This is a genomic window from Gemmatimonas phototrophica, from assembly GCF_000695095.2.
GTDB lineage: Bacteria > Gemmatimonadota > Gemmatimonadetes > Gemmatimonadales > Gemmatimonadaceae > Gemmatimonas > Gemmatimonas phototrophica.
This window is the reverse complement of record NZ_CP011454.1, coordinates 1,880,810-1,903,004: the sequence shown is the minus strand read 5'-3', so window position 1 is coordinate 1,903,004 and position 22,195 is coordinate 1,880,810. Positions and strand designations below refer to the sequence as shown.

Here is a 22,195-nt window from a genome sequence, read left to right as displayed (position 1 = left end):
GGAAGGTCAGCGGGACGTCACGATCTGCAGAATGTGCCGCGCAATGGCGTCGGCCGCGCCGGGATGCGCGCGCCCGGCGGCAGCGGTCCGCATGGCCTGTAGCCGCGCCGGATCCCGCACGAGTTCGCGCACGGTGCTGTCAAGCAGATCCACGCTGAATTGCGCTTGTGGCACATGCAGGGCCGCGCCCACGGCAGCCGTGGCGCGCGCATTGTGGGATTGATGATCCTGCGCCGCGGTGGGAAGTGGAATGAGCAACTGTGGAACGCCCCACGCACACAGTTCGGCAATGGACATGGCACCAGCGCGGGCCACCGCCAGATCGGCGGCCGCATAGGCATCCGCAATGGGTGTCAGATACGGTCGCACGCGCACCATGTGCCGCTCACGATCAAGGTACGCGGCGGCCTGCTGTTTTCCGGTGCCCCAGATAACGGCCACGTTGTCTGGCAAGCCACGATCAATCCAGGCGGCCACCACCTCGTTGAGCGCACGCGCCCCCTGACTGCCCCCAAAGGCGAGCACGACAAACGCGTCCTCGGGCAGATCCCAGACACGGCGCGCCTCGGCCCGCGAGATCCGTGGCGTTGGCGGCGGCTCAATGGGACACCCCAGTGGCTGCACGTCAGTGCGCGTGCCAGCCGTGAGTCGGGTGGCTGCTTCCGGAAACCCGAGGTACAGCGCCCGGGCGCCACCCGCGAACGCCCGCGTGGTGAGCCCCGGATGACTGTCCGGTTCGTGAAGCATCGTGGGCACACCGTGGGCGCGTCCCCAGGCGAGGGCCACTCCCGCCGCGTAGCCACCGGTGCCAACCACTGCGGCCGGTTGCTGCTCGTGAGCGAGCGCGGAGATGGCCCGCCACGCGCTCACAGCTCCGGCCACCGTCTTCCAGTTGTTCCACGGCTGCTGTCGATACAGCGGGTGCAGTTCGAGCAGCGTGTACGGAAATTCGGTGGTGGGCAACACATCGCGTTCAATGCCGCGACGCGCCCCGATGAAATGCGGGGAGACCTGCGGATTGAGACGCACCATGGCGCGCGCGATGGCGAGCCCCGGATAGAGGTGCCCGCCCGTCCCTCCACCAGCAAAGAAGATGCGGGTACTCATGCCCCGTGCATCACAGCGACGGGGAAACCAGCGGGTCGGTGGCCGACACACCATACACGCGTTCGCGGGCACTGCCGATGTTCACCAGAATGCCCGTCATGGCCAGCGTGATGACCAGGTTGGAACGACCGTAGCTCACGAATGGCAGCGTCAGGCCGGTGTTGGGCAGCATGCCAATCACGACCCCCAAATGGATGCAGGCCGTGAAGACGGTGGTGAACGTCAACCCAACGGCGACGAGCGTGAGAAAGGGACTTCGAGCCTCGCGAGCAATGCGGAACCCGAGCCAGCCGTACAGCGCGAACAGTATCGTGATGCCCGCCAACCCGAGAAAGCCAAACTCTTCGCCGACGATGGAGCCGATGAAGTCGTTGTAGGCGAGAGGGAGCCAGCCACGCTGTTGATTCCCCTGGCCAAAACCGACCCCCAGCACGCCACCGGAGCCGACGGCAACGAGTGACTGGTACTGCTGGTCGCCCGTTGGGCTCTTGCGGTTGGCTGATGCCTGCTCGCCCGCCGAGAAGCTGCGCAGCCGCTCCCGTACGTACCGACTGTCGGAAATGATCACGCCCAACAGCAGGGCTCCCACCGCGCCGAAGAAAACGAAGTGTGCAATACGCGCCCCGCCAACAAATAACAGCACCGCCATCAGCAAGCAGAACATCATCGCGACTGAGTAGTCGGGCTCGAGGATGGCGAGGACACACAGACTGCCAATGACCACGGCAAATGGCAGTAACCCTTTGCGGACATCCTTCACGCGTGCCCCCTTCTTCACCAACAGCATGGGGGTCCACACCAGGATGGCAAACTTGGCAATCTCTGACGGTTGGATGGAGCCACCAAACAGCGCGCGGCGAGAGCCGTTGAACTTGCCGGTAATGGCTTCGGTCCCGGGGAGGACCACGAGAATCATCAAGAGAATGCTGATGATCATGATGGGCCACGCCAAGCGGCGCCAGATCTCGGCATCCAGCTTGGCAAGCACCGCAAACGCCACCGCGCCAACGAGCACACCGAGTCCCTGGCGCACTACGAAATGGTAGCCGGGACTGCCGCTGTTGCCCGCCACGAGCGCGCTGGCGCTGTACAGCACCGCCAGTCCGAAGGTGACCAGCACGGCCGTGACCAGCACCAACGCCCGGGCCTCAATGGACATGCGCCAGCGCTCGCGCGTGCCGGCCAGACTTGCCCCGCGCGCCGACGGCGACGGCGCCATATCCGATGAGAAATCCGCCCCCATGACGGTCATGTCAGCGCCTCGGCAAGGCGCGCAAAAGCGCGCCCGCGTTCCTCATAATTGCGGAACATGTCGTAGCTCGAGCACGCCGGTGACAGCAGGAGCGCATCCCCGGCCTTCGCGAGGGAGCGCGCCCGCGACACCACCTGGTCAAAGGTGCTGCCCATGGGCATGAGCACCACCGGCACGGCATCTCCCAAGGCAGGCGCAAGATCGGCTTCGATTTGTGCGCCCGCTTCGCCGTAGGCCACCACAACGCGCGCATGCTGACGCAGCGACGGGGCCAGTGACGTGTACGGTTCGCCTTTGTGCCGTCCTCCGAGCAGCAGCACGGTAGGGCGGGTCATGCCATCGATGGCCACTTGCGTGGACGCCACGTTGGTGGCCTTCGAGTCGTTGAGCCAGAGGACGCCGTGGCGATCCCCCACCGGCTCGAGCCGATGTGCCAGCGCGCGGAACTCGCGCACGGCTTTGGCCAGCACGGCCCGTGCATGCGGCGTCCGGTGTTCGGTATCGGCCACCATGACCGCCAGCACAGCGGCCAGCACATTGGCCACGTTGTGGTCACCGGCCAGCGCCACATCGCGACGCGCCATGAGCGGTGCCCCCAGCACGTGCAACTCACCGCGATCGCGGTCATACCACGCATCCACATCGCTACGCTGCGTGGAGAAGTGATACCAGTTCCCCTGCACGCCACGCACCAGCTGGTGCACGTCGGTGCTGTCGGCCGTCGTGACCCATCGTGATGGCACGGCGGCATTGGCGAACAGCAGCTTCTTGTCGGCGTAGTACTCCGTCACGCTATCGTAGCGATCGAGGTGATCGGGGCTGAGCGTGGTGAGGATGCCCACGTCGGGCGTGACGCCCGGGGTGTCGTGCAGCTGGAAACTCGACATCTCCAGCGCGGCCCAGGTGGGGGGGGCGTCACGCAGTGCCAGTTCGGACACCGGCGTACCAATGTTGCCCACATCCGCGGCATCGTGGCCCAGCGCGCGCAGCAGATGGCCGACGAGCGCGGTGGTGGTGGTCTTTCCATTGGTGCCCGTGGTGGCGATGTAGCGCAACTGCGGCATGAGACGGAGGGCCACCTCCACCTCACTCACAATAGGCAGCCCGGCCTTTCGCGCCGCGACCAGAGGCGGCGCGCCCGGCGGTACCCCCGGGCTCACCACGACAACGGCGGCGTGGGCGATGCGCTCGAGATTGTGCAGCCCGACATCCACGCTGGCCCCATCGCGCTCGAGCTCGGCCGCCGTGGTGCGCACGGCGTCGGTGGCCGAGGCATCGGAGGCGTACACCGAGATGCCAGCCTTCCGAAGGAGGCGTGACGCGGCGACGCCACTGCGTCCCAGCCCGATCACGGCAAATTCGCCGGTACGTTCCGCCAGTCTACGCGCCACGAGGGCGGCGACTTCGTGTGGAGCGAGGGAGTGCGCCATGGTGCCCCCGTTAACGGAGCTTGAGGGTGCTGAGCGCCACAAAGGCGCACAGAATACCAATGATCCAGAAGCGGATCACCACCTGCGTTTCCGGCCACCCCTTCATCTCGAAGTGGTGATGCAACGGCGCGCGAAGAAACACCCGGTGCTTTTGCGCGTACTCCAGACCGAACTTCCGTCGGCGATACTTGAACACCGTCCGCTGCAGAATGACCGACACCGTTTCGGCGAAGAACACCGCACCCACGAAGAGCAGCAGAAACTCGCTCTTGAGCAGAATGGCCACGGCACCAACCGCTCCGCCTAGCGCCAATGAGCCGGTGTCCCCCATGAACACCTGCGCCGGATGGGCGTTGTACCACAGAAACCCTATGCAGGCGCCCACGATGGCCGCGCAAAAGACCGTGAGCTCACCGGCCCCTCTCAGATAGAAAATGAGGAGGTGTGCGCTGGTATCGACGCGCCCAATCAGATAGGCGAAGATGCCCAGCGTGAGCACGGCAATGGCCACCAGCCCCGACGACAAGCCATCCAGGCCATCGGTGAGATTCACCGCGTTGCTGACGCCGGTGAGGATGAACGTGACCCACGGGATGTACAACCAGGCGGCCCACGCCACGGCCGGCACGACCAGGATGTATTTGAAGAACGGCAGCGTGGTGCTGGCGCCGGGGAGCGTCGAGATGGGATCGAGCAGAAGGTACGTGCCGAGGCCAAGTCCGCAGGTGATCTGTCCGGCCAGCTTGTACCGTTCGACGAGCCCTTCGTTCTTGAGCCCTTCGCGCTTCTGCTTGAGCTTGAGATAGTCGTCGAGGAACCCAATGACTCCCATCCATGCCGTCACGGCGACCGCCAGCACCACGTAGCGATTGTCGAGACGCGCCCAGAGCAGCACCGGGAGAAACGTCGCGACCAGAATGATGATCCCGCCCATGGTGGGCGTGGTGCCCTTCCCCGCATGGGAGTCGGGGGTACCGGCACGCACCACCTGATGCACCGCCATGGCCTGCAGCCGCCGAATGATGGCCGGTCCGAAGACAAAGCAGAGTAACAGCGCCGTGACGAATGCCGCCGTCGCCCGGAAGGTGATGTAGTTGAGCAGGTTCAGCACGCCACCATCACGTGCGAGCGGTTGCAGCAGGTAGTAGAGCACGCTGTTTGGTTACGCGGTGGCCCAGGCGGTGAGCTGCGGCACGAGGCGTTCGAGACGCATTCCTCGTGACGCCTTGAGGAGAATAACGGCGTTCGTGTGCAGTCGTGGTGCGAGCAGCGGCCACAGGGCGTCAAGGTCGTTGCTGACGACCACGCGCTGGTCGTTGGGAGCCAGCTCCGTCAACGCGGCTGCAAAGTCGCCAACGCCAACGACGAGATCGGCCGGTGAGGCCAGCGCCGCCTGTGCCACCTCGCGATGCTGCTGCGCCGCCTGAGCACCGAGTTCACGCATGGACCCGAGAATGGCCACGCGCTGCCTCCCCTGCCCCACATCACCCAGCAAGGCAATGGCGGCGCGCATGGAGGCAGGATTGGCGTTGTACGCATCGTTGATGAGCGTGGCCGAGCCCAATGTTTCCCACACGCCACGCATGCTGGGCACGGGCATGGCGGCCAGTCCTTCGGCAGCCTGCGCGAGCGGCACCCCGCAGGCCTGCGCCGCCGCAATGGCCAGCATGGCGTTGGCCGCTTGATGCGCCCCGCGCAGTGGCAGCGCAATGCGGGTGCCGTCCACATCCAGCCACGGTCGTCCTTCGGCGTCCAGCCCCCAGGCTTCGGGCACCACACCCTGTCCGGTCAGCCCGGCGCTGATCACCGCGCGGGCACGGCTGTGGGCGAGTGGTTCCACTTCGGGATGGGCGGCCGGAATGATGGCCAGCGTGACGCCATGAAACACATCACTCTCTTCGCGCAACACGCCGGCGAGATCGCCGAGGCCCTCCAGATGTTCCTCGCCAATGCTGGTGAGCACCGCGACATCAGGAGCGGTCATGGCGCGCAGGGTGGCCACTTCCCCCGGGGTGTTGGTGCCCAACTCCACAATGGCTACCTCAGCGTCGCTGGGGATGGCCAGCAACGTGAGCGGGACGCCAATGAGGTTGTTCAGATTGCCCGTGGTGGCATGCACGGCAAACGTGCGCGAGAACGCCGCCTTGAGCAGTTCCTTGGTGCTGGTTTTTCCATTGGAACCGGCAACCGCAATGACGCTGCGCCCCCACGCCTTGCGCCACGCGGTGGCGAGTTGCCCCAGCGCGACGAGGGTGTCGGGGACGACATAGGTGGGGACCCCCAATCCAACGGCCTTGGTGGCATCGCTCACCACAAACGCGGCGGCGCCGGCCTCACGGGCCTGGGCGAGAAAATCGTGCGCGTCAAAGTGCTCGCCGCGCAACGCGACAAACAGATCGCCACGTCCGATGTGGCGCGTATCCGTACTCACGCCGGCGAGGGCATTGGGCATACTGGGGCCCGTGCCGAGCGCCTGTGCTACCCGCTCGAACGTCCAATACGGGTGCGCCATGGAAGGCGTCACGGCCGGTACGGCCGCGAATGCCGTGCCAGCCTTCAAGCCGCTGGTCATGAGCCCACCTCGCCGATGGCATCGCGATGCACGTCGCGTTCCCGCTCAGCGGCTATTTCACGTGACAGCTCGGCCACGATTTCACTCTCATCAAAGGGATACGATATGGTCCCACGAATCTGATAGGTCTCGTGGCCCTTGCCGGCGAGTACAATCACATCGTGCGGACCAGCCAGTCGCAGCGCCTGCGCAATGGCATCGCGACGATCGGTGATACGCAGATGATCGCGGCGGCTCATGCCGGCTTCGATATCGTCGAGAATTCGTTCGGGATCTTCGGTGCGCGGATTATCGCTGGTGACAATCGCGACGTCGGCCAGCGCTTCCGCAATGCGTCCCATCTCGGGTCGTTTGCCGCGATCACGGTCGCCGCCACAGCCAAAGAGCACAAGCAGGCGGCTGGACTGCTCCTGCGTTTCGCGCGTAAACGGACGCACCGCCCGCAGCGCACGATCGAGGGCATCGGGGGTGTGCGCATAGTCGCGCAGTACGGTCGGCGCGGTGCGCAGCCGTTCCAATCGTCCCGGCACCTGCGGGGCATGCGACAGTTTTTGAGCGATGTCCTGCACCGGCATGCCGAGCGACAGTGCCACCGCTGCAGCGCCCAGCGCATTGGCGATGTTGAAATCGCCAATGAGTGGCAGCTCCACCGGGTGGGCTCCCGTGGGGGTCACCAGCAGGAAGCGGCTGCCCGTGGCCCCGAACTGCACATCCCGCGCGGCCACCTGGGCACTGGCGTCGTGCGTGCCAAAGGTGATGGTACGCGGGGCGTGCGTCACGCCCTTCCAGGCCACATCGTCCGCGTTGAAGACGGCGACGCCATCACGCGCGAGCAAACCAACCAGTCGCAACTTGGCGGCGCGATACGCCTCCATGGTGACGTGGTAGTCGAGATGATCGCGCGTGAGGTTGGTAAAGACCGCGGCGGCAAAGGTGAGCCCGTCCACGCGGCGCTGATCGAGCGCGTGCGACGACGTTTCCATGGCCACCCGCGACACCCCGGCGTTAACCAGCGCGCGCAACAACCGTTGCAGCTCCACCGGCCCGGGCGTGGTGAGACCGCCGCCGCCCGGCATGGGTGTGCCCTCGCTGCCCAGCAGCACGCCCAGCGTGCCAATGGAGGCGGCGCGGTGCGCGGGCCCATCGAGCAGGTGGCGAAGCAATCCAACCGTGGTGGTTTTGCCGTTGGTACCGGTGACGCCCACCAACGTGAGCGCACGCGCCGGCCAGCCGTGGAAGGCGGCGGCACAGAGCGCAGCGGCACGTCGGCCATCGCGCACCTGCACAAAAGGGAGCGCGGCCGCTTCGGCTGCCGCGGCATCTTCGACAATGGCCAACGTGGCCCCGGCGGTGTGTGCGGTGGGCAACCAGGCGTGCCCGTCCTGCGCAGCACCCTTGATGGCCAGAAACGCCGAGCCATCGCGAACTCGCCGGCTGTCGTCTACCAGATCACTCAGGGTAGAGGGCAACGCCTCGCTGTGCGAAACCAGCAGCCCGGCCTCACGCAGCGCGTCGAGCAGAATGGTCACGGACACAGGTTCACCGTGGGCCACGTCCGCCGCCTGGTCACTGTTCACTGGGCAATCACCGGGGAGACTCGAGTTGCACGGTGGATCCCGCGCGGAGCGCAGCCCCCGCAGCGGGACGGGTGCGCACGCTGCTGCCGTCCACCACGCTCACCTGAAAGCCGGCGGCGTACAGAGTGCGCGCCGCCTGTCGCGCCGACAATCCGTACACCGAAGGCACGGTGCGTATGTCGGATGTGATCTTACGACGTGCCCCACTCTTCGCAGCAAAAGGCAGGTCCACGACGATGCGCGAGGGCATGGGCACGGGTTCTACTTTGGGTGGCGCTGGCGCCTTGAGCGAATCGAAGCGCGCCGAGTCACGCTCGGCGATGCGCTGCTGTTCGGGAGTGCGAGGCTTGGGGAGCGGTGCCTGCACCGGGCGCGCGAGCCGGGCCAGTTCGCCGCGGTCGAGCGACGCGTCACGAGTGGCAATGGCCGACTGCAGCAGATCGTTCACCATGGTGCCCGAGACCAAGCCACCGTAGTACGTGCCTTGGGGATCGATGAGACGGGCGACGATGACGTACTGCGGCTTCTCCACCGGAAACATGCCGGCAAAACTCGAGTTGTATTTGCCGAGCTCATAGCCGCGACCGTTGTCCCGCACGCGCCGCGCCGTCCCCGACTTTCCGCCTACATCAAACTGCTGCATGTCGGCCGCGGTAGATGTGCCGCTATCCACCACGCTCTTGAGCATGTCCCGCATGATCTCCGACACTTCCGTCGAGATGACGCGGCGCACCACGGTGCGTGTGTGGCGGTGCACCAGCTTGCCATCGGCGTCGCGCACCTCACGCACCAACGCCGGCTCCAACAGCTCACCGCCATTGGCAATCGCGGCATACGCCGTGGCGATCTGCAGCGGCGTGGCGCTCATGGCATACCCAATGGACATCTGCGCATGATTGAGCTGCGAGTACGGCGGGCGCTTCACGTCGCCGCGTGATTCTGACGGATAGGAGATCCCCGTGGGGACCCCGAAGCCGAAGTCGCGAAGCGCCTCGTATTCTTCGCCATCCGATAGTTTGAGCGAGGCCTGCACCGTGCCGATGTTGCTGGAGAAGCGCACGACATCACGCAACGTCATCTGCTCGGCTTTGTGTGTATCGTCGTACACCTTGCGGCCGAGCTTCCACTTGCCGTTGTAGGTATTAAACACCTCATCCGGCGTCACGCGCTGCAAATCGAGCAACCGCGCCACGATGAACGGCTTCATGACCGACCCGGGCTCGAAGGCCTCGGTGAGTCCGTTACCGGTATACGCCGCCTTGCCGTTGCGAATACCGGCAATGGCCAATACGGCGCCGTCCCGCGGATCGAGAATGAGCACATCACCGCCGGTGGCGTCGGTGCGCGCGCGCGCATTCGCCAACGCTTCTTCGGCGATTTCCTGCAGCTGCTGATTGATCGTGAGCGTAACGTTGTGCCCAGGTCGCGCCGCGATCGCCGACAGCATGGGCGACCCGATCCGACCGCCGACGCCATCGCGCACCACTGAATCGAGTCCGGCCTGTCCGCGCAGCAACTCGTCCAACTCGCTCTCCAAGCCGCTGCGCGCACCGGTGGCCGTGGACGCCACGCCCACGATACCGGCCAGCCCCTGCGGCGTGGAGTTGATGCGATTGAGACTGGAGATCAGCTTGACACCTTTGACGTTCTGCAGGCGCTGCACGTCGGCGGGGGCAAACTTCTGTGGGATCTCCACCCACTTGTATTTCTTGCGGTCGAAGGACCGCTTGATCCACATGTCGGGCACGCGCAAATCCTTCAGCGCCTTGCGCAGAATGGTCCGCGAATCAAGCGTGCGCGTTTTGCCGTCTGCCCCTTTGCGCTTGAACTCGCCAAGGTTATGCGGCTCCACCGCGATGTGCATCTGCTCGCGTGTTTCCACGAGCACCACGCCGGTGGCATCCAGGATGGCGCCACGCGGCGGCGTGACGGCCACGTCCCTCACATGCTGCCGCTCGGCTTCCTGCTGCCAATGTGCATGCTCCACCACCTGCAGCTGGGCCGAGCGGGCCACGACGGCCGCCGCAAAGAGCACCAGCGTGATATGCACAAACGACGCGCGGCCGCGACTGAGCGCGTGCCCTTCGGGCTCTACGGTGCTGGTCATGGTTGCTCCACACTGTCCGGCGCGGCGGCACTCCCGGCTGGCGCTACCAGAAAGCGTACCTGCGCTTCGGAGGGGCGAATCATGTTCAAACGCTTCTGCGCTTCCTGCACCACTGAGCGGCGACTGGTGGCTTTCCGGAGTTCGTTTTCAAAGAACTTTTCCTGCGCCAGGAGTGTGCGCTGCTCTTCACGCAACCGGCCCAATTGCCGCGCCGTCTCGATCCCCGTCGAACGCCGCGTCACGATCGCCGTAGTGATGATGAAAAAAATCGCCAGACCGATAGCCACCAGCGCCCGCCCTTTGAGCGGGGTTCGCGTTTTGCGGGTGCTGGTGCGGCGCGTGGCAGCCATTAACGGGCCAGCCTCCACGCACGGAGGCGGGCACTGCGGGCGCGCGTATTCGACTCCACTTCGTCATCGGTGGCATTGACGGGACGCCGCGTCAGGGTCTCCCCCAGCGGCACACCACGGCACGCGCACATCATGAGCCGTGGCGGGCAGGTGCAGCTGGCGCTCCAGTCACGAAACGCGTTCTTCACCAAGCGGTCTTCACCCGAGTGGTACGAGATGATGGCCAGCACGCCTCCGGGCGTGAGCCGCTCGCGAAGCGCGGGCAGCGCGCGCTCGAGGCCGGCCAGTTCATCGTTCACGGCAATACGCACGGCCTGAAAGATGCGCGCGAAATCGGGGGCGCCGCTGCGCGGTCCCAAAACGGCCCGAATGGCATCCACCAGATCGTCGGCGGTAGCAAAGGGGCGCCTCTCACGACGGCGGATGATCTCCCGGGCCATGCGCGCGGCGCGCGGCTCGTCGGCGTACGCCCGCAGGAGCGCCGACAGATCCACCTCGTCGATGGTATTGAGCAGTTCGGCCGCATCGAGATCGGCGTCGGTCCCCATACGCATGTCCAGCGGGGCACCTTCGCGGAACGAAAAGCCGCGCGACAGGTCGTCGAACTGGTGGGACGACACACCAAGATCCAGCAGAATGCCGTCGAACTTCTCCACGTCGGCCAGGCCGGCCCCGCTGAGATCGGCATAGTTGCCAAGCAGGGCCCGGAACTGCCCAGCCCGTTCGTAGTCGGCCAGCCGCTCACGCGCAGAGGCCAGCGCCCGCGGGTCCCGGTCCACCCCGGTTACCCGCATGCCGCGCTCAAGGAAGGCAGCCGAGTGCCCACCCCCGCCCAGGGTGCAGTCGAGCACCGTGGAGGCGTTGGCGAGCAGATCCTCAATTTCGTGCAACAGCACGGGAACGTGATACGCGCCGACGCGCGCCGCTGAGGGCGTTCGATTCGGGCTCACGCGCGGATTGGGCAAACGAACAGGCGCGTCATGGATACGGCAAAGGCGCCTCGACGGGCGCGTAGAAGAGCGTCGCGACGGGCATGATAGTGAGAAACAGACGGCAGCGTCAACAGATGGCGACGCGTGCAAAAATGTGCATTACCCGTACACTCGCACGGATGTGATGGCGCAACGGTCCATCCTGATTTTCCCGAGTGAAAAAAGAACGGGCCCGCCGTCGCGTAGACGGCGGGCCCGTACTAACCAGCTGGTGCTGATTACTTGCAGTACACCTTGAGACGTGCGTCCGCGGCAGGATCAAGCTGCATGACGGCCCCCATGAGGGTGCGCATCTGTTCCGGGGCGAACGAGCCACCACGCGGCAGCATGATCTGGGCTTCCACGAACAAGTCCTTGGCTTCCTTGGTCAACGGGCAGCTCTTGGCCGCATCGGCCGCCGACAGCTTCGCCTGTCCGAACTGTACATACGTGGCGCCGAGCAGGAACTGCGCCTGCGCCTTCAGGGTGTTGGGCGCGACCGACTCCGCGTACTTGAGCACATCCACCGCCACCGCGAAGTCTTCGAGGCTCTTGCTGCCTGCCGCCTTCCGGTACGCCTCATTGCCGCTCTGCAGGGCAAGGAGACGCAGGTTGGAGGTGGTATCACCGGCGGCGATGGCCGCCTTGATGGCCGGCAGTACTTCGTCGGCCTTGCCAAGGTCCTTGAGGAGCGTGATGCGGAGCGTCGACGCGTCTTCAACCGGCTGCTTGGCCGCAATGGCCTTGTCGAGCGCTTCGAGGGCCTGCTGGTTCTGGCCCGCCGCACGGAGTCCGACGATTTGCTCGTAGATCAGCGCCGAATTCGTGGGGAACTTCGCCACACCCTTCGCGGCCGTCTCCGCCGCCTTCTGGAACTGGCTGTCGGCCGTGTAGGCGCGCGCCGTCCGGATGAAGTACGTGGTGTCAGCGAAGGACGTGTCGAGCTTGACCAGCTCGTCGCCCTGCGCAAAGGCTTCCTTGAACTCGCGGGTGGCGAGCAGGATGAACCAGCGCAGCTTGAGCAGTTCCGGGTCACCCGGGTTGGCCTGCACGGCTTCGTCGATCACCGGGCGGGCCACCTTGGGGTTGGCCAGCACGACCAGCGCGTCCACCACGTCCTTCTGCAGACGCGGGTTCTTGGGGTCAGTGGCCAGCAGACGCGTGAGCGTCACGACCGCCGAGTCGCCCTGATTGGTGTCACGGTACGACTGGGCCAGAATGGCGAGACCCGGACGGCTCTTGGGATCGATGCTCGTGATTTCCTTGGCGATCTCGAGCTGCTGCGCGGCCGGCGCCTTCTGCGTGATGAGCACATTGGCCCAGCAGATGCGCGTCAGCGTGGCCTTGGGGTAGGCCGTGATGCCTTCCTTGGCCGCCGCGATCGCGGCGTCATACTGGCCCTGACGGCCGGCGTTGGTACACTTCTGCTCGAACTCGAGCTGCTTGCGCGCTTCCTTGAGCTCCTTGGCAATGAGGCTGGACGCGTCACCGACGCTCTTGGCCTCATACGTACCTAGCGGCTGCACGAGCGAGTTGTCGCGGGCCAGCACCAAGCTGGCCTCCACCTTTACACCCGTGGCGGTCTTGCTCACCGTGCCGGTGACGTATTCGTCCGCGCGCAGCAGGGTGGCGAGAGCCTTCTGGTCGTGCGGCTCGAGCGCTTCCGTTACCGGGAAGCCTGAGGCTTCAAGCGTGGCCGTGATGTCCTGCTTGGGCAGTACATAGACTTGCTTGAACGGGAACTCGCTGTTCATGCGCGAGCGTACCGCGTCGGCAGCCTGCACCCCCAGGCCCTTCTCGCCGCTGCGGAACACCGCCACCATGACGCGCTTCGCATTCGGATCGGGGACCCGGTTGTACTGGGCCGAAGCCACCGAGGGCACCAGCGTGCCTCCGAGGGCCAAACCGATCCCTGCGATCGCCTGGAAATGCCGTGACATCAATGTCGTAACCTCCGCAACTGAGCCGTGGTACAGGAAAACCCGGGGGATGGAACAACCCGTTGACGGCGAAGTCACGCGGGTCTGGGGGGGTGAAGCTGGGAAACTGCGGCTACCTGCGGCGGTCGGCAAGCTTTTGCCAGCCCCGAGGAGACGGGATGGGCGAAGAGGGATTCGAACCCCCGACCCCCTGTGTGTAAGACAGGTGCTCTAACCAGCTGAGCTATTCGCCCGTGTTACGCCTCGCCAGGACCGCCCGCTGAAATAAACTACATCGTGCGGCGGGGACGGTTCCTGATTGAGACGAACTTTAACCGGATTGTCACGTTTCGGCGGGGGTTGGTCCCTGCCATCGGTAGGAAAACGCGAGCCCCCGAGCCGTCAGCCCTTGAAAATGGCCAGCGGTACCAACACGCAATACCCCAGGACCAGCAGGATCGGAGCAATGGTCTCGCCGCCACGGGCAAGGTCCACGTAGCCGAGCAGGAGGGAGGCAGCCGCCAGCCCCCAGAACAGGAGGGGGCGCGAGCGCGGGGTGTCGTTCGAGGTCATGCGGGAGGATACTGAGGAAAGCGCCCGTCCGGCAAGGACCGGCGGTCAGGTTGCCCCTTCCAGAATGGCCTGCAGGGCGCTCTCGCGGGCTTCACGTTCCTGCTGCGCGTCAGCGGCCCGCATGGCCTCGAGCTTGACGCGGTCCCGTCGCCGGCGCTGGATGAAGAGCGGCACCATGACCAGCGAGAAGAACCCCACGATCAACGACATGTTCGTGACGAAGGCGAGGGCGCCATATCGCGAGCGCGTCTGAGCCCGCCAGTGCTTCTCGAAGCCGTCACCGGTCATGCCATACGCCGACCGGATCCCCTTCTCCAGCGAGCCGGTCTCCTTCCAATACGCCAGCAGGTTGGCAAGACCGGCGGGGCCCCCCAGCGTCTCCAGTTCGCTCACCACCCGGTGCGCCATGGCGTAGCTCCAGGAGGCCTCCATGCCGCCTCCGGCAAAGCCTTGCTCCAGCTGCTCCAGCGTTGGCAATGTGCGCCAGACCATACCCAACGATGTTTCGAACGCCTGTTCCCGCGTCCATTCTCCCGCAGCCACGCTGGCGTAGCCTTCGTTGAACCAGCGGGGGGGCAATCGCCCCATGGCTTCGTAGAGCGCCAGGTGGGCCAGTTCATGACGCAGGACCACACGCGGATCGCCTGCGTCGGAATTGGCGCGGCTCCCCTGCATGACAATCTTGCGTTGGTCGGGAAAGGCAAAGGCGGCCCCCCACTCGGGGGCATTGGGGCCAACCCAGGCGCGTAGCGTCGGGGCATCGGGCGCGATGGCAATGAGCACCCGCTCGCGAGGCCGGGGAAGACCGGGGAACGTGTCGCGGCGCTGCGCTTCCTGCAGGAGCGAGCGGGCCAGTCGTTCGTCGCGCGGTTGCGCCACCACAGTAAACCGGCCGCCATCGAGACGAACGCCGCTTGCCGTTGACGGCTGGGCCGCGCCCGCTCCCGCCACCACCACCAGCAACATCAGGGCACGACTGAATAGGCCCAGCCCGCGCGCGACCATGCGCCAAACGCCGCGCGCTATCCCTCGCGGGAGGGCGCGCCCCCCTGCTCCACCATCTGCAGCACCTCCGCGCAGCGTTTGCCCCATGGACTGAACTTGTTCGCCTCGCTCCCCGTTTTCCACGCCTGCCTCGCCTCATCCGGGCGGCCGGCAAACCACCGGGCCCGTCCGAGCTCGTACCACGCCTGCAGCAGGTTGGGTCCCAGTTCCAGAGCGCGCATAAAGAACGCCTCGGCGTCGTCGTACATCTCCCGCTCCCGGTACACCATGCCCAGATACAGGTGGGCGTAGAGTACGGCGCGGCGATCGGCGTCGGCGCGGATGACGGTGGAGAGGTGCTCAATGGCTTCCCCATACGCTTTCCGCCGGAGGCAGATATACCCCAGGTTTGCGTGGGCCAGGGCGTTATGGGGATCAAGCGACAAGACCGACTGCAGCGTCAGCAGAGCGGCATCGTAGTTCTCCTGCTGCATCTGCGCCCAGCACAGCAACGACTGCGCTTCGAGGCTCCCCGGGGCCAAGTCGAGCGCCCGCCTGAACGCCGCTTCGGCGCCAGGGGCATCCAGCAGCGCCAGCTTGCTCCACCCTTTCTCAAGAAAGGTGGAGGCGCCCAGATGATCGACGCGCCCGGTCGTGGCGGACACGGTGGTTGACGCCACCGGCGTCGGTCGGTGCACCTCGGCACCCGCGCCGGGAACGGTCCCCACGCCGCGCCCGTCCAGATGCTTCCATTGGTCGGCCAGCCCCTTCACCGCCTCCTTCATGGCCTGCGCCTGCTGCAGCGCGGCGTCCGCCTCGCGGAAGAGCGCGATGATCTGCTGCTTGAGCAGTTCGCGCTGATCGGGGGTGACGGGCTGCAGCGTGTGCGCCTGGCAGGCTTGATCGAGGGCCTCCCGCAATGCCTGCAGCCGTTCCGCGAGGGTATACGCCTGATGCGCCGGCATGTGGCGCGGTGTCCCCGAGTCGTGCGGATTCACGCAACCTCTCGCAGCAGTCGTGACGGATCCAGCACCCACACCTCGTGTGCGTCGCGTTCGAAGACGCCACGAATGGCGGAGTGCCGCGCGATATCGGCCGTCGCACCGTCGGTCACCGGGCGAATATGCGCGATTTCCACCGCGAAGACCTCATGGACGCTATCCACCAGGACGGCGCACCCATCGGCGGCGAGCGAGGCATCACGGAGCACCAGCACACGGCGGGTTACCGACGGCACCGGCGCCGCCGTCAGGCCGAGGGACGCGGCCACATCACAGACCGTGAGCGCACGATGCCCGTACGCGAGGGGAGCGTCGGCGCTGTCCGTGGTGTTGCGCAGCACCCGCTCCACCCATTCCACGGGAAAGGCGAGGCGTGAGGCACCAATGGCCGCCACCACAAAGGTCGCCCGCTCCACAGCCGGGCGCGCACGACGCCGGGAGGCGAGGCCGCTGATGGAGCGAAAGGTGTGGGTCACCGGGGGGGTCTCATGCGGATTCCTGGAGAGGCGGCCGTTGCTGCAAGGCGTCCACCTGCGCGACCACGACCGCTGCCAGGTCCTGCAATGAGGCCACGGCGTCGGCGCCGGCCAACTGGCGGGCCGCATCGGGCATCCCCGGGACGATGGCCGACGCATGATCCTGCACGATGCCACGCCCGCCCGCCGTGCGAATGGCACGCAACCCTTCGGCGCCGTCGCGTCCCATGCCGGTGAGTACCAACCCCACCGCTTGTGCGCCGTAGACGCTCGCGGCGGAGTGAAAGAGCGGATCGGCCGCGGGGCGCACCCCCCATACGCTGGGATCATTGCTCAGCACGAGACGGGGCACTTCACGCGGCCCCTGCACCCGCAGGTGCAGCCCGCCCGGCGCGACGTAGGCATGCCCGGCCCGCAACGGCGCGCCGTCGGTGGCTTCGTGCACGGTGAGGGCTGACGCGGCATCGAGGCGTCGGGCAAAGCTGCCGGTAAAGCCCGGTGGCATATGCTGCACAATGAGCACGGCCGTGTCGTTCCAGGCGGGCAGCGCCGGCAGCAGCTGCGCGAGTGCCGCGGGCCCTCCGGTACTCGCGGCAATGCACACCACGCGCGCGGGCGCACCGGCCAGCGGAATCTGCGCCGGCACCGCGCGCGGTGGTGCGGGCGTGTGTCCCGAGGCCAACAACGGATGCGACGTCACCTGCACCGTGGCCGCCGCCCGCAGGGCCTGCAGCAGCTGCTCCTGCACCAGATCCAGATCGAGACTGATCGCCCCCGACGGCTTTCGCACGAAGTCCACGGCGCCGCGTTCAAGGGCGCGCAAAGTGGCATCGGCCCCACCATCGCTACCACCGGCACTCAACATCACCACCGGTCGGGGATGGTCACGCATGAGAAACTCAAGCGCCGCCAGACCGTCGAGTCCCGGCATGTCCACATCGAGCGTGACGAGATCGGGATTGAGCGTTGCCACCTGCTTCAGCGCATCCTGTCCGTCGCGCGCCGTCCCCACGACGCGAAACTCACCGCTGGATTCCACCACCTCACTCACCAGCTTGCGCATGAAGGCGCTGTCGTCCACTACAAGAACCGTTCGGCGCGGGTCGCGAGGAGAGGCGGCACCGAATCCTGGTTCACAGCTCGACATGATCACCTCGCACCGTGCGCACCTGCACGGCCCCCGTGCCGACATGGAAATACACCGACCGGCCCATGGTCCCGCCAACCTCTTCACCAACGATGGGGACAGCGTGGTCGGCGCAGGCCTGTCGCGCCGCTTTCACGTTGCGGACCCCGAGTCCCACGGCGCCGGCCGGCAACAGCGGTCCGAACATGGATGCCCCGCCAATCAGCCGCGCGTGAATCTCCCCGGTGGCCCCGAGGGCGCGCATGCGCGCCAGCATGGCCGGCACAGCGGTGGAGGGAAACTTTCCCTCACGCGGCGCCTGTGACGACAGCGCGGCATGCGGCAACAACACGTGCGCCAGAGCGCCCACCTGCTGCCGGGCGTCGTGCAGCGCGATCGCCACGCAGGACCCCAGCCCGGTGGTCACCAGCGTACTGTCGGCCGTGGCCACCGCGAGATCGGCAATGGGCACGTTGATCAGCGTCGTCATGCGTCCATCCCAAACGCCGCCATGGCATCGTCCCCTTCGGCCGCCGTCGGCACGGCGGCCGCATCGGTGCCCGAAGTCTCCACGGCATGCACGGCCGCGACGGCCGCGCCAATGATGGCGGTTTCGACCACCTCAGCTGGCGCGGTCCGCGGCAGCGCCGAGAGATTGGCTTTCACAATCCGATTCTCAGGATCCAGCACGAGCGCCTGCTCCCACGCGTCGTGCGCCGCGTCAAGGGCTCCACGACGATAGTGGATGTTGCCCAGCTTGAGATAGACATCGGGGCCATGCGCCGGCGCCAGGCGGACCACTCGCGTAAACGCATCGAAGGCTTCATCGTACCGCTGGGCGCGATACAGATAGTCGCCGAGGTTCTTGTGCAGGTGCGCGCAATTGGCGTCTTCGAGCAGGGCATGCTCCAGCGTGCGCGCTGCCAGCTCATAGCTCCCGCGCCGCTCCTGCACCACCGACAGATTGTTGTGCAACGGCACGGCGTGCGGATAGACCGCGAGCCCTTCTTCCAGCAGTGCCGCCGCACGCAAGCTGTCCCCACCCAGTGCCGCCGCGAGGCCGGCTGCATGAAACCATGCCGCGGACGGTTGACGGGCGCCCCAGAGTGCCCGAGCCTCGGCCAGCTGGGCTTCGGCACCGCCCAGATCGCCGGCCTCCAGCAAACTCGTGGCGCGGGACAGCGCCAGCCGGGGATCCGGCATGCCCGCCGCACGGCGCAGGGCTTCGTCGAGTGCCAATGACGCCTGTGCGTGCTCGCCGGTACGCTCGAGCGCGAACGCCAGATTGTGCAACACCGCCGAGGGGGCGTCGGGCTCCTGCGCCGCGCGGGCAAACGTGCTCACGGCGTCGGCCCATTCACCGCGCCGCGCGTGAACCAGTCCGATGTAGAACCGGGAGATCCCGTCGGAGTCGCGCAGCTCCAGCACCCGACGGAACTCGCGCGACGCCTCATCGAGCATGCCGGTCTTGTAGAAGGCAATGCCGAGATTGCGATGTTCCGCCACCCGGCTCTCCGGCGGTGGCTGACGCCGCGCGGCACTGCGTCCGACGCGTTGCGCATACCCGGCCGACAGGAGCCCGTAGAGCGCCTTGCCGGCATCAAATTCACTGAGGCCGGACCGTTCAAGGATGGCGTGCACATCGTGCGTGCCGTCGAGCAGCGGCAGGATGCGTTCCTGCTCCACTGACAGCGGCACTTCCCGTGCAGTGACACGGGCGGCGTCGGCCTCGAAGATGAGATCGAACGATGGGACCTTCTTTTCGATCAGCGACCACTCATCCACGCGGCGCGCCCCTTCGAGCAACAGGGAGTCGGCGCTGATGGAAAAGAGTGGCGTATCCAGCGAAATCTCGTCGTCCGGCTCGAAGGTGAAGGTGCCTTGCGACCAGCTGAAAAGATGGTAGACGGCTTCTTCGACCTGCGTGCGATAGACCTGAACGAGCAACTCACGGTCGATGCGCTCTCCCGCCAGCAGCGCCTTGGCCAGGTCACGATCATCCTGTGGTCCTACCCGCGCAGACAGGCGGGCCAGTTCATCCGCCTCGACGGCGCCAAGGCGCACGAGGCGATCGCCAAGCCGATCACGCCGATTCACGATGGACGCGTGCACCACGCGGCCATCCGCGAAATGGATGGTCCCGAAGCTGCCGTCACGCGCAATACTGAGGCAGCCGGTTTTCTGCCCGAGTGCCAGCAATTGCAGCACGTCGGCGAGGCTCGCTTCGCTGAGATTACCGCGAATGGCCATTACCGGTACTCCTCAATGAGGCGCCCGCCCAGGTCGGGCCAGTGCCACATGGTCTTTTCCTGATCTTCAAAGAATCGGTCCGGCTCACCCGGCGTGCGTCCGGCCAGCTGCTCCAGGCGCTGACGCTCGCGGGCCGGCAGCACCACCACGAGTCCGCCTTCAAACCGTGAACGCAACCGGTCGGCCAACCCCATCATCTCCTTGGGGGCCCGCGTGCTGGTCAGCACGACCTGCGCGTTGCGCCCGACGAGCTGATTGAAGAGGTGGAAGAGCTCTTCCTGCGTGCGTTCCTTGCCTTCGAGCACCTGCAAGTCATCGAGAATGAACAGATCCGCGTGCCGGTAGCGCAAACGCCACCGTTCCACGCCGCCTTCCTGCATGGCCGCGATATACTCTTCGACAAACACCTTGGCCGATACGCAGGCCACCGCGAGGCGGGGCCAGCGTTCTTTGACCGCGTTGCCAATGGCGTGGGCAAAATGCGTTTTGCCGCTGCCGGCGGGGCCGTGCAGCAGCAAGGGATTGTAGCCCTTCCCTGGCTGCTCCACGACCGCGTCGAGGGCGCGCACGGCGAGTTGGTTATCCGGGCCAACCTGCAGGGCGGCGCGGGTAAAGCCCGGCGACGGCTGAGGAAGTGGCAAGGCCGAGGCGATCGCCTGCTGCACCAACTGCTGTGCTGCGGGAATGGCTTCGACATTCCGGAAGGCGGCGTGTCCACGCCATGACGCGTCAAAACTGGCGGCCTGCGCTTCCAACCCGCGCATATGCTCGACGGCCGCGGCATAAGCCCGCAGCAGCCCGTCCACCTCAGGCGCCTGAGGGAGCGTCATGGCGCGCTCCAGCACGCCCACGTTCCACCCTTCCGGGCGATACGTGGCGATCGCTTCGCCGATCTGGACGCGCCACGGCTCCACCCGCTCCTCGACCTCGTGCAGCACGTCGGCCAGAAAGCCTTCGTAGTCGGTGCCGTTGGGAATGATGGCCTGAATGCGATCCGGCGGGGTGGGCGGGAGGGGTGCGACGGTCACGCCCAGCACCGCTCGCACATCGGTGGCCAACACCGCCGTGCCGTCGAGTTGCTGATACGCCGTGATCTTGTTCAGCGCGCCCTTGAGCTCGCGGACATTGCCAAAGGGCAAGCGGGCCACTTCATCGAGCACGCCGTCGCCAAAATCGACCTGTCGATCGCCCGCGACATTGCGCAGAATGGCCAGGCGCATTTCGAAGTCGGGGGCGCCGACATCCACGACCAGTCCACCACTCAGCCGCGACAGCAGTCGCTGATCCACATCGGGAATTTCCGACGGCTGACGATCACTGGTCAGCACCAGCTGTTGTCCACGGGTGAGCAGCACGTTCAACAGCCGGAGCAGTTCGCTCTGCGTTTCCTTCTGGCCGGTGAGGAACTGCACATCGTCGAGGATGAGCAGATCCACCTCACCGAACTCTTCGAGGAACTGCTGCGGCTGTCCCGACGCCACGGCCTGATGCAACAGCTCCGCGACTTCTTCTCCCGACGAGAACCGTACGCGCAGCGCCGACTGCATCTCACGCGCACGATGTGCAATGGCCGCCACGAGGTGGGTCTTGCCGAGCCCGGACCCGCCGTAGATGAACAGCGGGTTGTACGCCTGCCCGGGCGCTTCGGCTACCGCGCGTGCCGCTGAGACGGCCAGTCGATTGGAGGCGCCAACCACGAAGGTGTCGAATCGCAGGGTGCGATCCATGGAGGTGCTCACGCAGCCACTCCGGATCCCTGCGGTTCAGCCACGGCTCCTTCCAACGATCCCTCCGTCAGCGCCGGCGCATACGCGGGCGTGCGCAGCGCGGCATTGGCTCGCTGTCCGGCCGGTGTGCCATCTTCGGCGCCAAGACGGCGCAGCACCTTGCGACCAAGCGAACGCAGCGAATCAAACACCCCAACCCCGTTCAGGGCATCGGCGGCAAACTCGGGAACCCCACGAAAGTTGAGCGCCGCCGAGAGATCAGCCACACTGGCCGCCAGTGACGGCGGCAGATCCTGCTTGTTGTATTGCAGGACGATGGGCAGGTCTCGCGCATCAACCCCGTGCTCGGCCAGGTTGGCGTGCATGTCCTGCAGGCTTTCGATGTTGTCGTCCCACCGGTGGCGCTGGCTGTCGGCTACGAACGCCACACCGTCAGCGCCCTGCAGCACGAGCTGCCGGATGGCCTTGTAGTACGGCTGCCCGGGGACGGTATAGAGCTGGAAGCGCACTTTGTACGCCCCCACGGTCCCCAGGTCCACTGGGAGATAGTCAAAGAAGAGCGTGCGGTCGCGACGGGTGGCAAGCGACGTGAGTGATCCCACCTGCCCGCTCGGCAACGCCGAATGCAGGTACGTGAGATTCGTCGTCTTGCCGGACCGACCGGGCCCGTAATAGACCAGCTTGCAGGTGATCAGCCGTGTGGCGTGATCGACAATGGGCATGCGCCCGCTCCTCTCCCTCGCCATACGCCGGCAACATCACCGGCGCGTCCT

At 66.1% G+C, this 22,195-nt stretch carries 19 protein-coding genes and 1 tRNA gene; all 20 read right to left on the bottom strand.

Features of this window, described 5'->3' with window-relative positions; all coding sequences use genetic code 11:
* Positions 1-6: 6 nt before the first annotated feature.
* On the bottom strand, positions 7-1,107 hold the full coding sequence (locus GEMMAAP_RS07875; RefSeq protein ID WP_026850522.1) for a UDP-N-acetylglucosamine--N-acetylmuramyl-(pentapeptide) pyrophosphoryl-undecaprenol N-acetylglucosamine transferase: 1,101 nt from the start codon (positions 1,105-1,107) through the stop codon (positions 7-9).
* A 10-nt stretch (positions 1,108-1,117) separates the two neighbouring features.
* Positions 1,118-2,359 (bottom strand): FtsW/RodA/SpoVE family cell cycle protein, encoded by a 1,242-nt coding sequence (locus GEMMAAP_RS07870; RefSeq protein WP_026850521.1) that lies wholly within the window; start codon positions 2,357-2,359, stop codon positions 1,118-1,120.
* Positions 2,356-3,789 (bottom strand): UDP-N-acetylmuramoyl-L-alanine--D-glutamate ligase, encoded by a 1,434-nt coding sequence (gene murD, locus GEMMAAP_RS07865; RefSeq protein WP_026850520.1) that lies wholly within the window; start codon positions 3,787-3,789, stop codon positions 2,356-2,358. Before murD ends, GEMMAAP_RS07870 begins: the two co-directional genes overlap by 4 nt.
* Positions 3,790-3,799: 10 nt before the next feature.
* Positions 3,800-4,942, bottom strand: coding sequence for a phospho-N-acetylmuramoyl-pentapeptide-transferase (gene mraY, locus GEMMAAP_RS07860; protein WP_026850519.1), 1,143 nt, complete (start codon positions 4,940-4,942; stop codon positions 3,800-3,802).
* Positions 4,943-4,951: 9 nt separating this feature from the next.
* Complete coding sequence (locus GEMMAAP_RS07855) at positions 4,952-6,361, bottom strand: UDP-N-acetylmuramoyl-tripeptide--D-alanyl-D-alanine ligase (RefSeq protein ID WP_053334409.1); 1,410 nt, start codon at positions 6,359-6,361, stop codon at positions 4,952-4,954.
* Positions 6,358-7,896, bottom strand: a complete 1,539-nt coding sequence (locus GEMMAAP_RS07850) for a UDP-N-acetylmuramoyl-L-alanyl-D-glutamate--2,6-diaminopimelate ligase (protein WP_158514776.1) — start codon at positions 7,894-7,896, stop codon at positions 6,358-6,360. Before GEMMAAP_RS07850 ends, GEMMAAP_RS07855 begins: the two co-directional genes overlap by 4 nt.
* Positions 7,897-7,945: 49 nt before the next feature.
* Positions 7,946-10,045, bottom strand: a complete 2,100-nt coding sequence (locus tag GEMMAAP_RS07845) for a penicillin-binding transpeptidase domain-containing protein (protein ID WP_026850518.1) — start codon at positions 10,043-10,045, stop codon at positions 7,946-7,948.
* Complete coding sequence (locus GEMMAAP_RS07840; RefSeq protein ID WP_026850517.1) at positions 10,042-10,395, bottom strand: hypothetical protein; 354 nt, start codon at positions 10,393-10,395, stop codon at positions 10,042-10,044. The genes GEMMAAP_RS07845 and GEMMAAP_RS07840 overlap by 4 nt, the downstream gene beginning before the upstream one ends.
* The gene (gene rsmH / locus GEMMAAP_RS07835) at positions 10,395-11,345 is read right to left on the bottom strand and encodes a 16S rRNA (cytosine(1402)-N(4))-methyltransferase RsmH (protein WP_202969205.1); all 951 of its coding nucleotides are present in this window, start codon (positions 11,343-11,345) and stop codon (positions 10,395-10,397) included. Before rsmH ends, GEMMAAP_RS07840 begins: the two co-directional genes overlap by 1 nt.
* A gap of 260 nt (positions 11,346-11,605) precedes the next feature.
* Positions 11,606-13,306 carry a tetratricopeptide repeat protein gene (locus GEMMAAP_RS07830; RefSeq protein WP_158514775.1) on the bottom strand — a complete coding sequence of 567 codons (1,701 nt, stop codon included), beginning with the start codon at positions 13,304-13,306 and terminating at the stop codon, positions 11,606-11,608.
* Positions 13,307-13,465: 159 nt separating this feature from the next.
* A tRNA-Val gene (locus GEMMAAP_RS07825) sits at positions 13,466-13,539 on the bottom strand.
* 148 nt (positions 13,540-13,687) lie between these two features.
* Entirely contained in the window at positions 13,688-13,858 is a 171-nt protein-coding gene (locus tag GEMMAAP_RS20520) for a hypothetical protein (RefSeq protein ID WP_158514774.1), read from the bottom strand.
* Positions 13,859-13,903: 45 nt separating this feature from the next.
* Positions 13,904-14,863 carry a peptidase MA family metallohydrolase gene (locus tag GEMMAAP_RS07820; protein WP_026850514.1) on the bottom strand — a complete coding sequence of 320 codons (960 nt, stop codon included), beginning with the start codon at positions 14,861-14,863 and terminating at the stop codon, positions 13,904-13,906.
* A 17-nt stretch (positions 14,864-14,880) separates the two neighbouring features.
* Positions 14,881-15,840, bottom strand: coding sequence for a tetratricopeptide repeat protein (locus tag GEMMAAP_RS07815; protein ID WP_145979052.1), 960 nt, complete (start codon positions 15,838-15,840; stop codon positions 14,881-14,883).
* On the bottom strand, positions 15,837-16,319 hold the full coding sequence (locus tag GEMMAAP_RS07810) for a chemotaxis protein CheW (protein ID WP_026850512.1): 483 nt from the start codon (positions 16,317-16,319) through the stop codon (positions 15,837-15,839). The genes GEMMAAP_RS07815 and GEMMAAP_RS07810 overlap by 4 nt, the downstream gene beginning before the upstream one ends.
* Positions 16,320-16,329: 10 nt before the next feature.
* Entirely contained in the window at positions 16,330-17,400 is a 1,071-nt protein-coding gene (gene cheB, locus GEMMAAP_RS07805; protein ID WP_026850511.1) for a chemotaxis-specific protein-glutamate methyltransferase CheB, read from the bottom strand.
* A 52-nt stretch (positions 17,401-17,452) separates the two neighbouring features.
* Positions 17,453-17,935 (bottom strand): chemotaxis protein CheD, encoded by a 483-nt coding sequence (locus GEMMAAP_RS07800; RefSeq protein ID WP_026850510.1) that lies wholly within the window; start codon positions 17,933-17,935, stop codon positions 17,453-17,455.
* Complete coding sequence (locus GEMMAAP_RS07795; protein WP_026850509.1) at positions 17,932-19,695, bottom strand: DUF4388 domain-containing protein; 1,764 nt, start codon at positions 19,693-19,695, stop codon at positions 17,932-17,934. The genes GEMMAAP_RS07800 and GEMMAAP_RS07795 overlap by 4 nt, the downstream gene beginning before the upstream one ends.
* Positions 19,695-21,434 (bottom strand): DnaA/Hda family protein, encoded by a 1,740-nt coding sequence (locus GEMMAAP_RS07790; protein WP_053334406.1) that lies wholly within the window; start codon positions 21,432-21,434, stop codon positions 19,695-19,697. The genes GEMMAAP_RS07795 and GEMMAAP_RS07790 overlap by 1 nt, the downstream gene beginning before the upstream one ends.
* A complete protein-coding gene (locus GEMMAAP_RS07785; protein WP_053334405.1) occupies positions 21,431-22,144 on the bottom strand; it encodes a GTP-binding protein in 714 nt (237 codons plus the stop codon). The genes GEMMAAP_RS07790 and GEMMAAP_RS07785 overlap by 4 nt, the downstream gene beginning before the upstream one ends.
* Positions 22,145-22,195: the final 51 nt, after the last annotated feature.

Excerpts from the sequence above, each read along its gene's own strand:
- GEMMAAP_RS07800 (WP_026850510.1), bottom strand. The coding sequence starts at position 17,935 with ATGACGACGCTGATCAACGTGCCCATTGCCGATCTCGCGGTGGCCACG.
- GEMMAAP_RS07870 (WP_026850521.1), bottom strand. The coding sequence starts at position 2,359 with ATGACCGTCATGGGGGCGGATTTCTCATCGGATATGGCGCCGTCGCCG.
- GEMMAAP_RS07785 (WP_053334405.1), bottom strand. The coding sequence starts at position 22,144 with ATGCCCATTGTCGATCACGCCACACGGCTGATCACCTGCAAGCTGGTC.
- GEMMAAP_RS07795 (WP_026850509.1), bottom strand. The coding sequence starts at position 19,695 with ATGGCCATTCGCGGTAATCTCAGCGAAGCGAGCCTCGCCGACGTGCTG.
- GEMMAAP_RS07845 (WP_026850518.1), bottom strand. The coding sequence starts at position 10,045 with ATGACCAGCACCGTAGAGCCCGAAGGGCACGCGCTCAGTCGCGGCCGC.
- GEMMAAP_RS07840 (WP_026850517.1), bottom strand. The coding sequence starts at position 10,395 with ATGGCTGCCACGCGCCGCACCAGCACCCGCAAAACGCGAACCCCGCTC.
- GEMMAAP_RS07875 (WP_026850522.1), bottom strand. The coding sequence starts at position 1,107 with ATGAGTACCCGCATCTTCTTTGCTGGTGGAGGGACGGGCGGGCACCTC.
- GEMMAAP_RS07830 (WP_158514775.1), bottom strand. The coding sequence starts at position 13,306 with ATGTCACGGCATTTCCAGGCGATCGCAGGGATCGGTTTGGCCCTCGGA.
- GEMMAAP_RS07855 (WP_053334409.1), bottom strand. The coding sequence starts at position 6,361 with ATGACCAGCGGCTTGAAGGCTGGCACGGCATTCGCGGCCGTACCGGCC.
- GEMMAAP_RS07820 (WP_026850514.1), bottom strand. The coding sequence starts at position 14,863 with ATGGTCGCGCGCGGGCTGGGCCTATTCAGTCGTGCCCTGATGTTGCTG.
- murD (WP_026850520.1), bottom strand. The coding sequence starts at position 3,789 with ATGGCGCACTCCCTCGCTCCACACGAAGTCGCCGCCCTCGTGGCGCGT.
- GEMMAAP_RS20520 (WP_158514774.1), bottom strand. The coding sequence starts at position 13,858 with ATGACCTCGAACGACACCCCGCGCTCGCGCCCCCTCCTGTTCTGGGGG.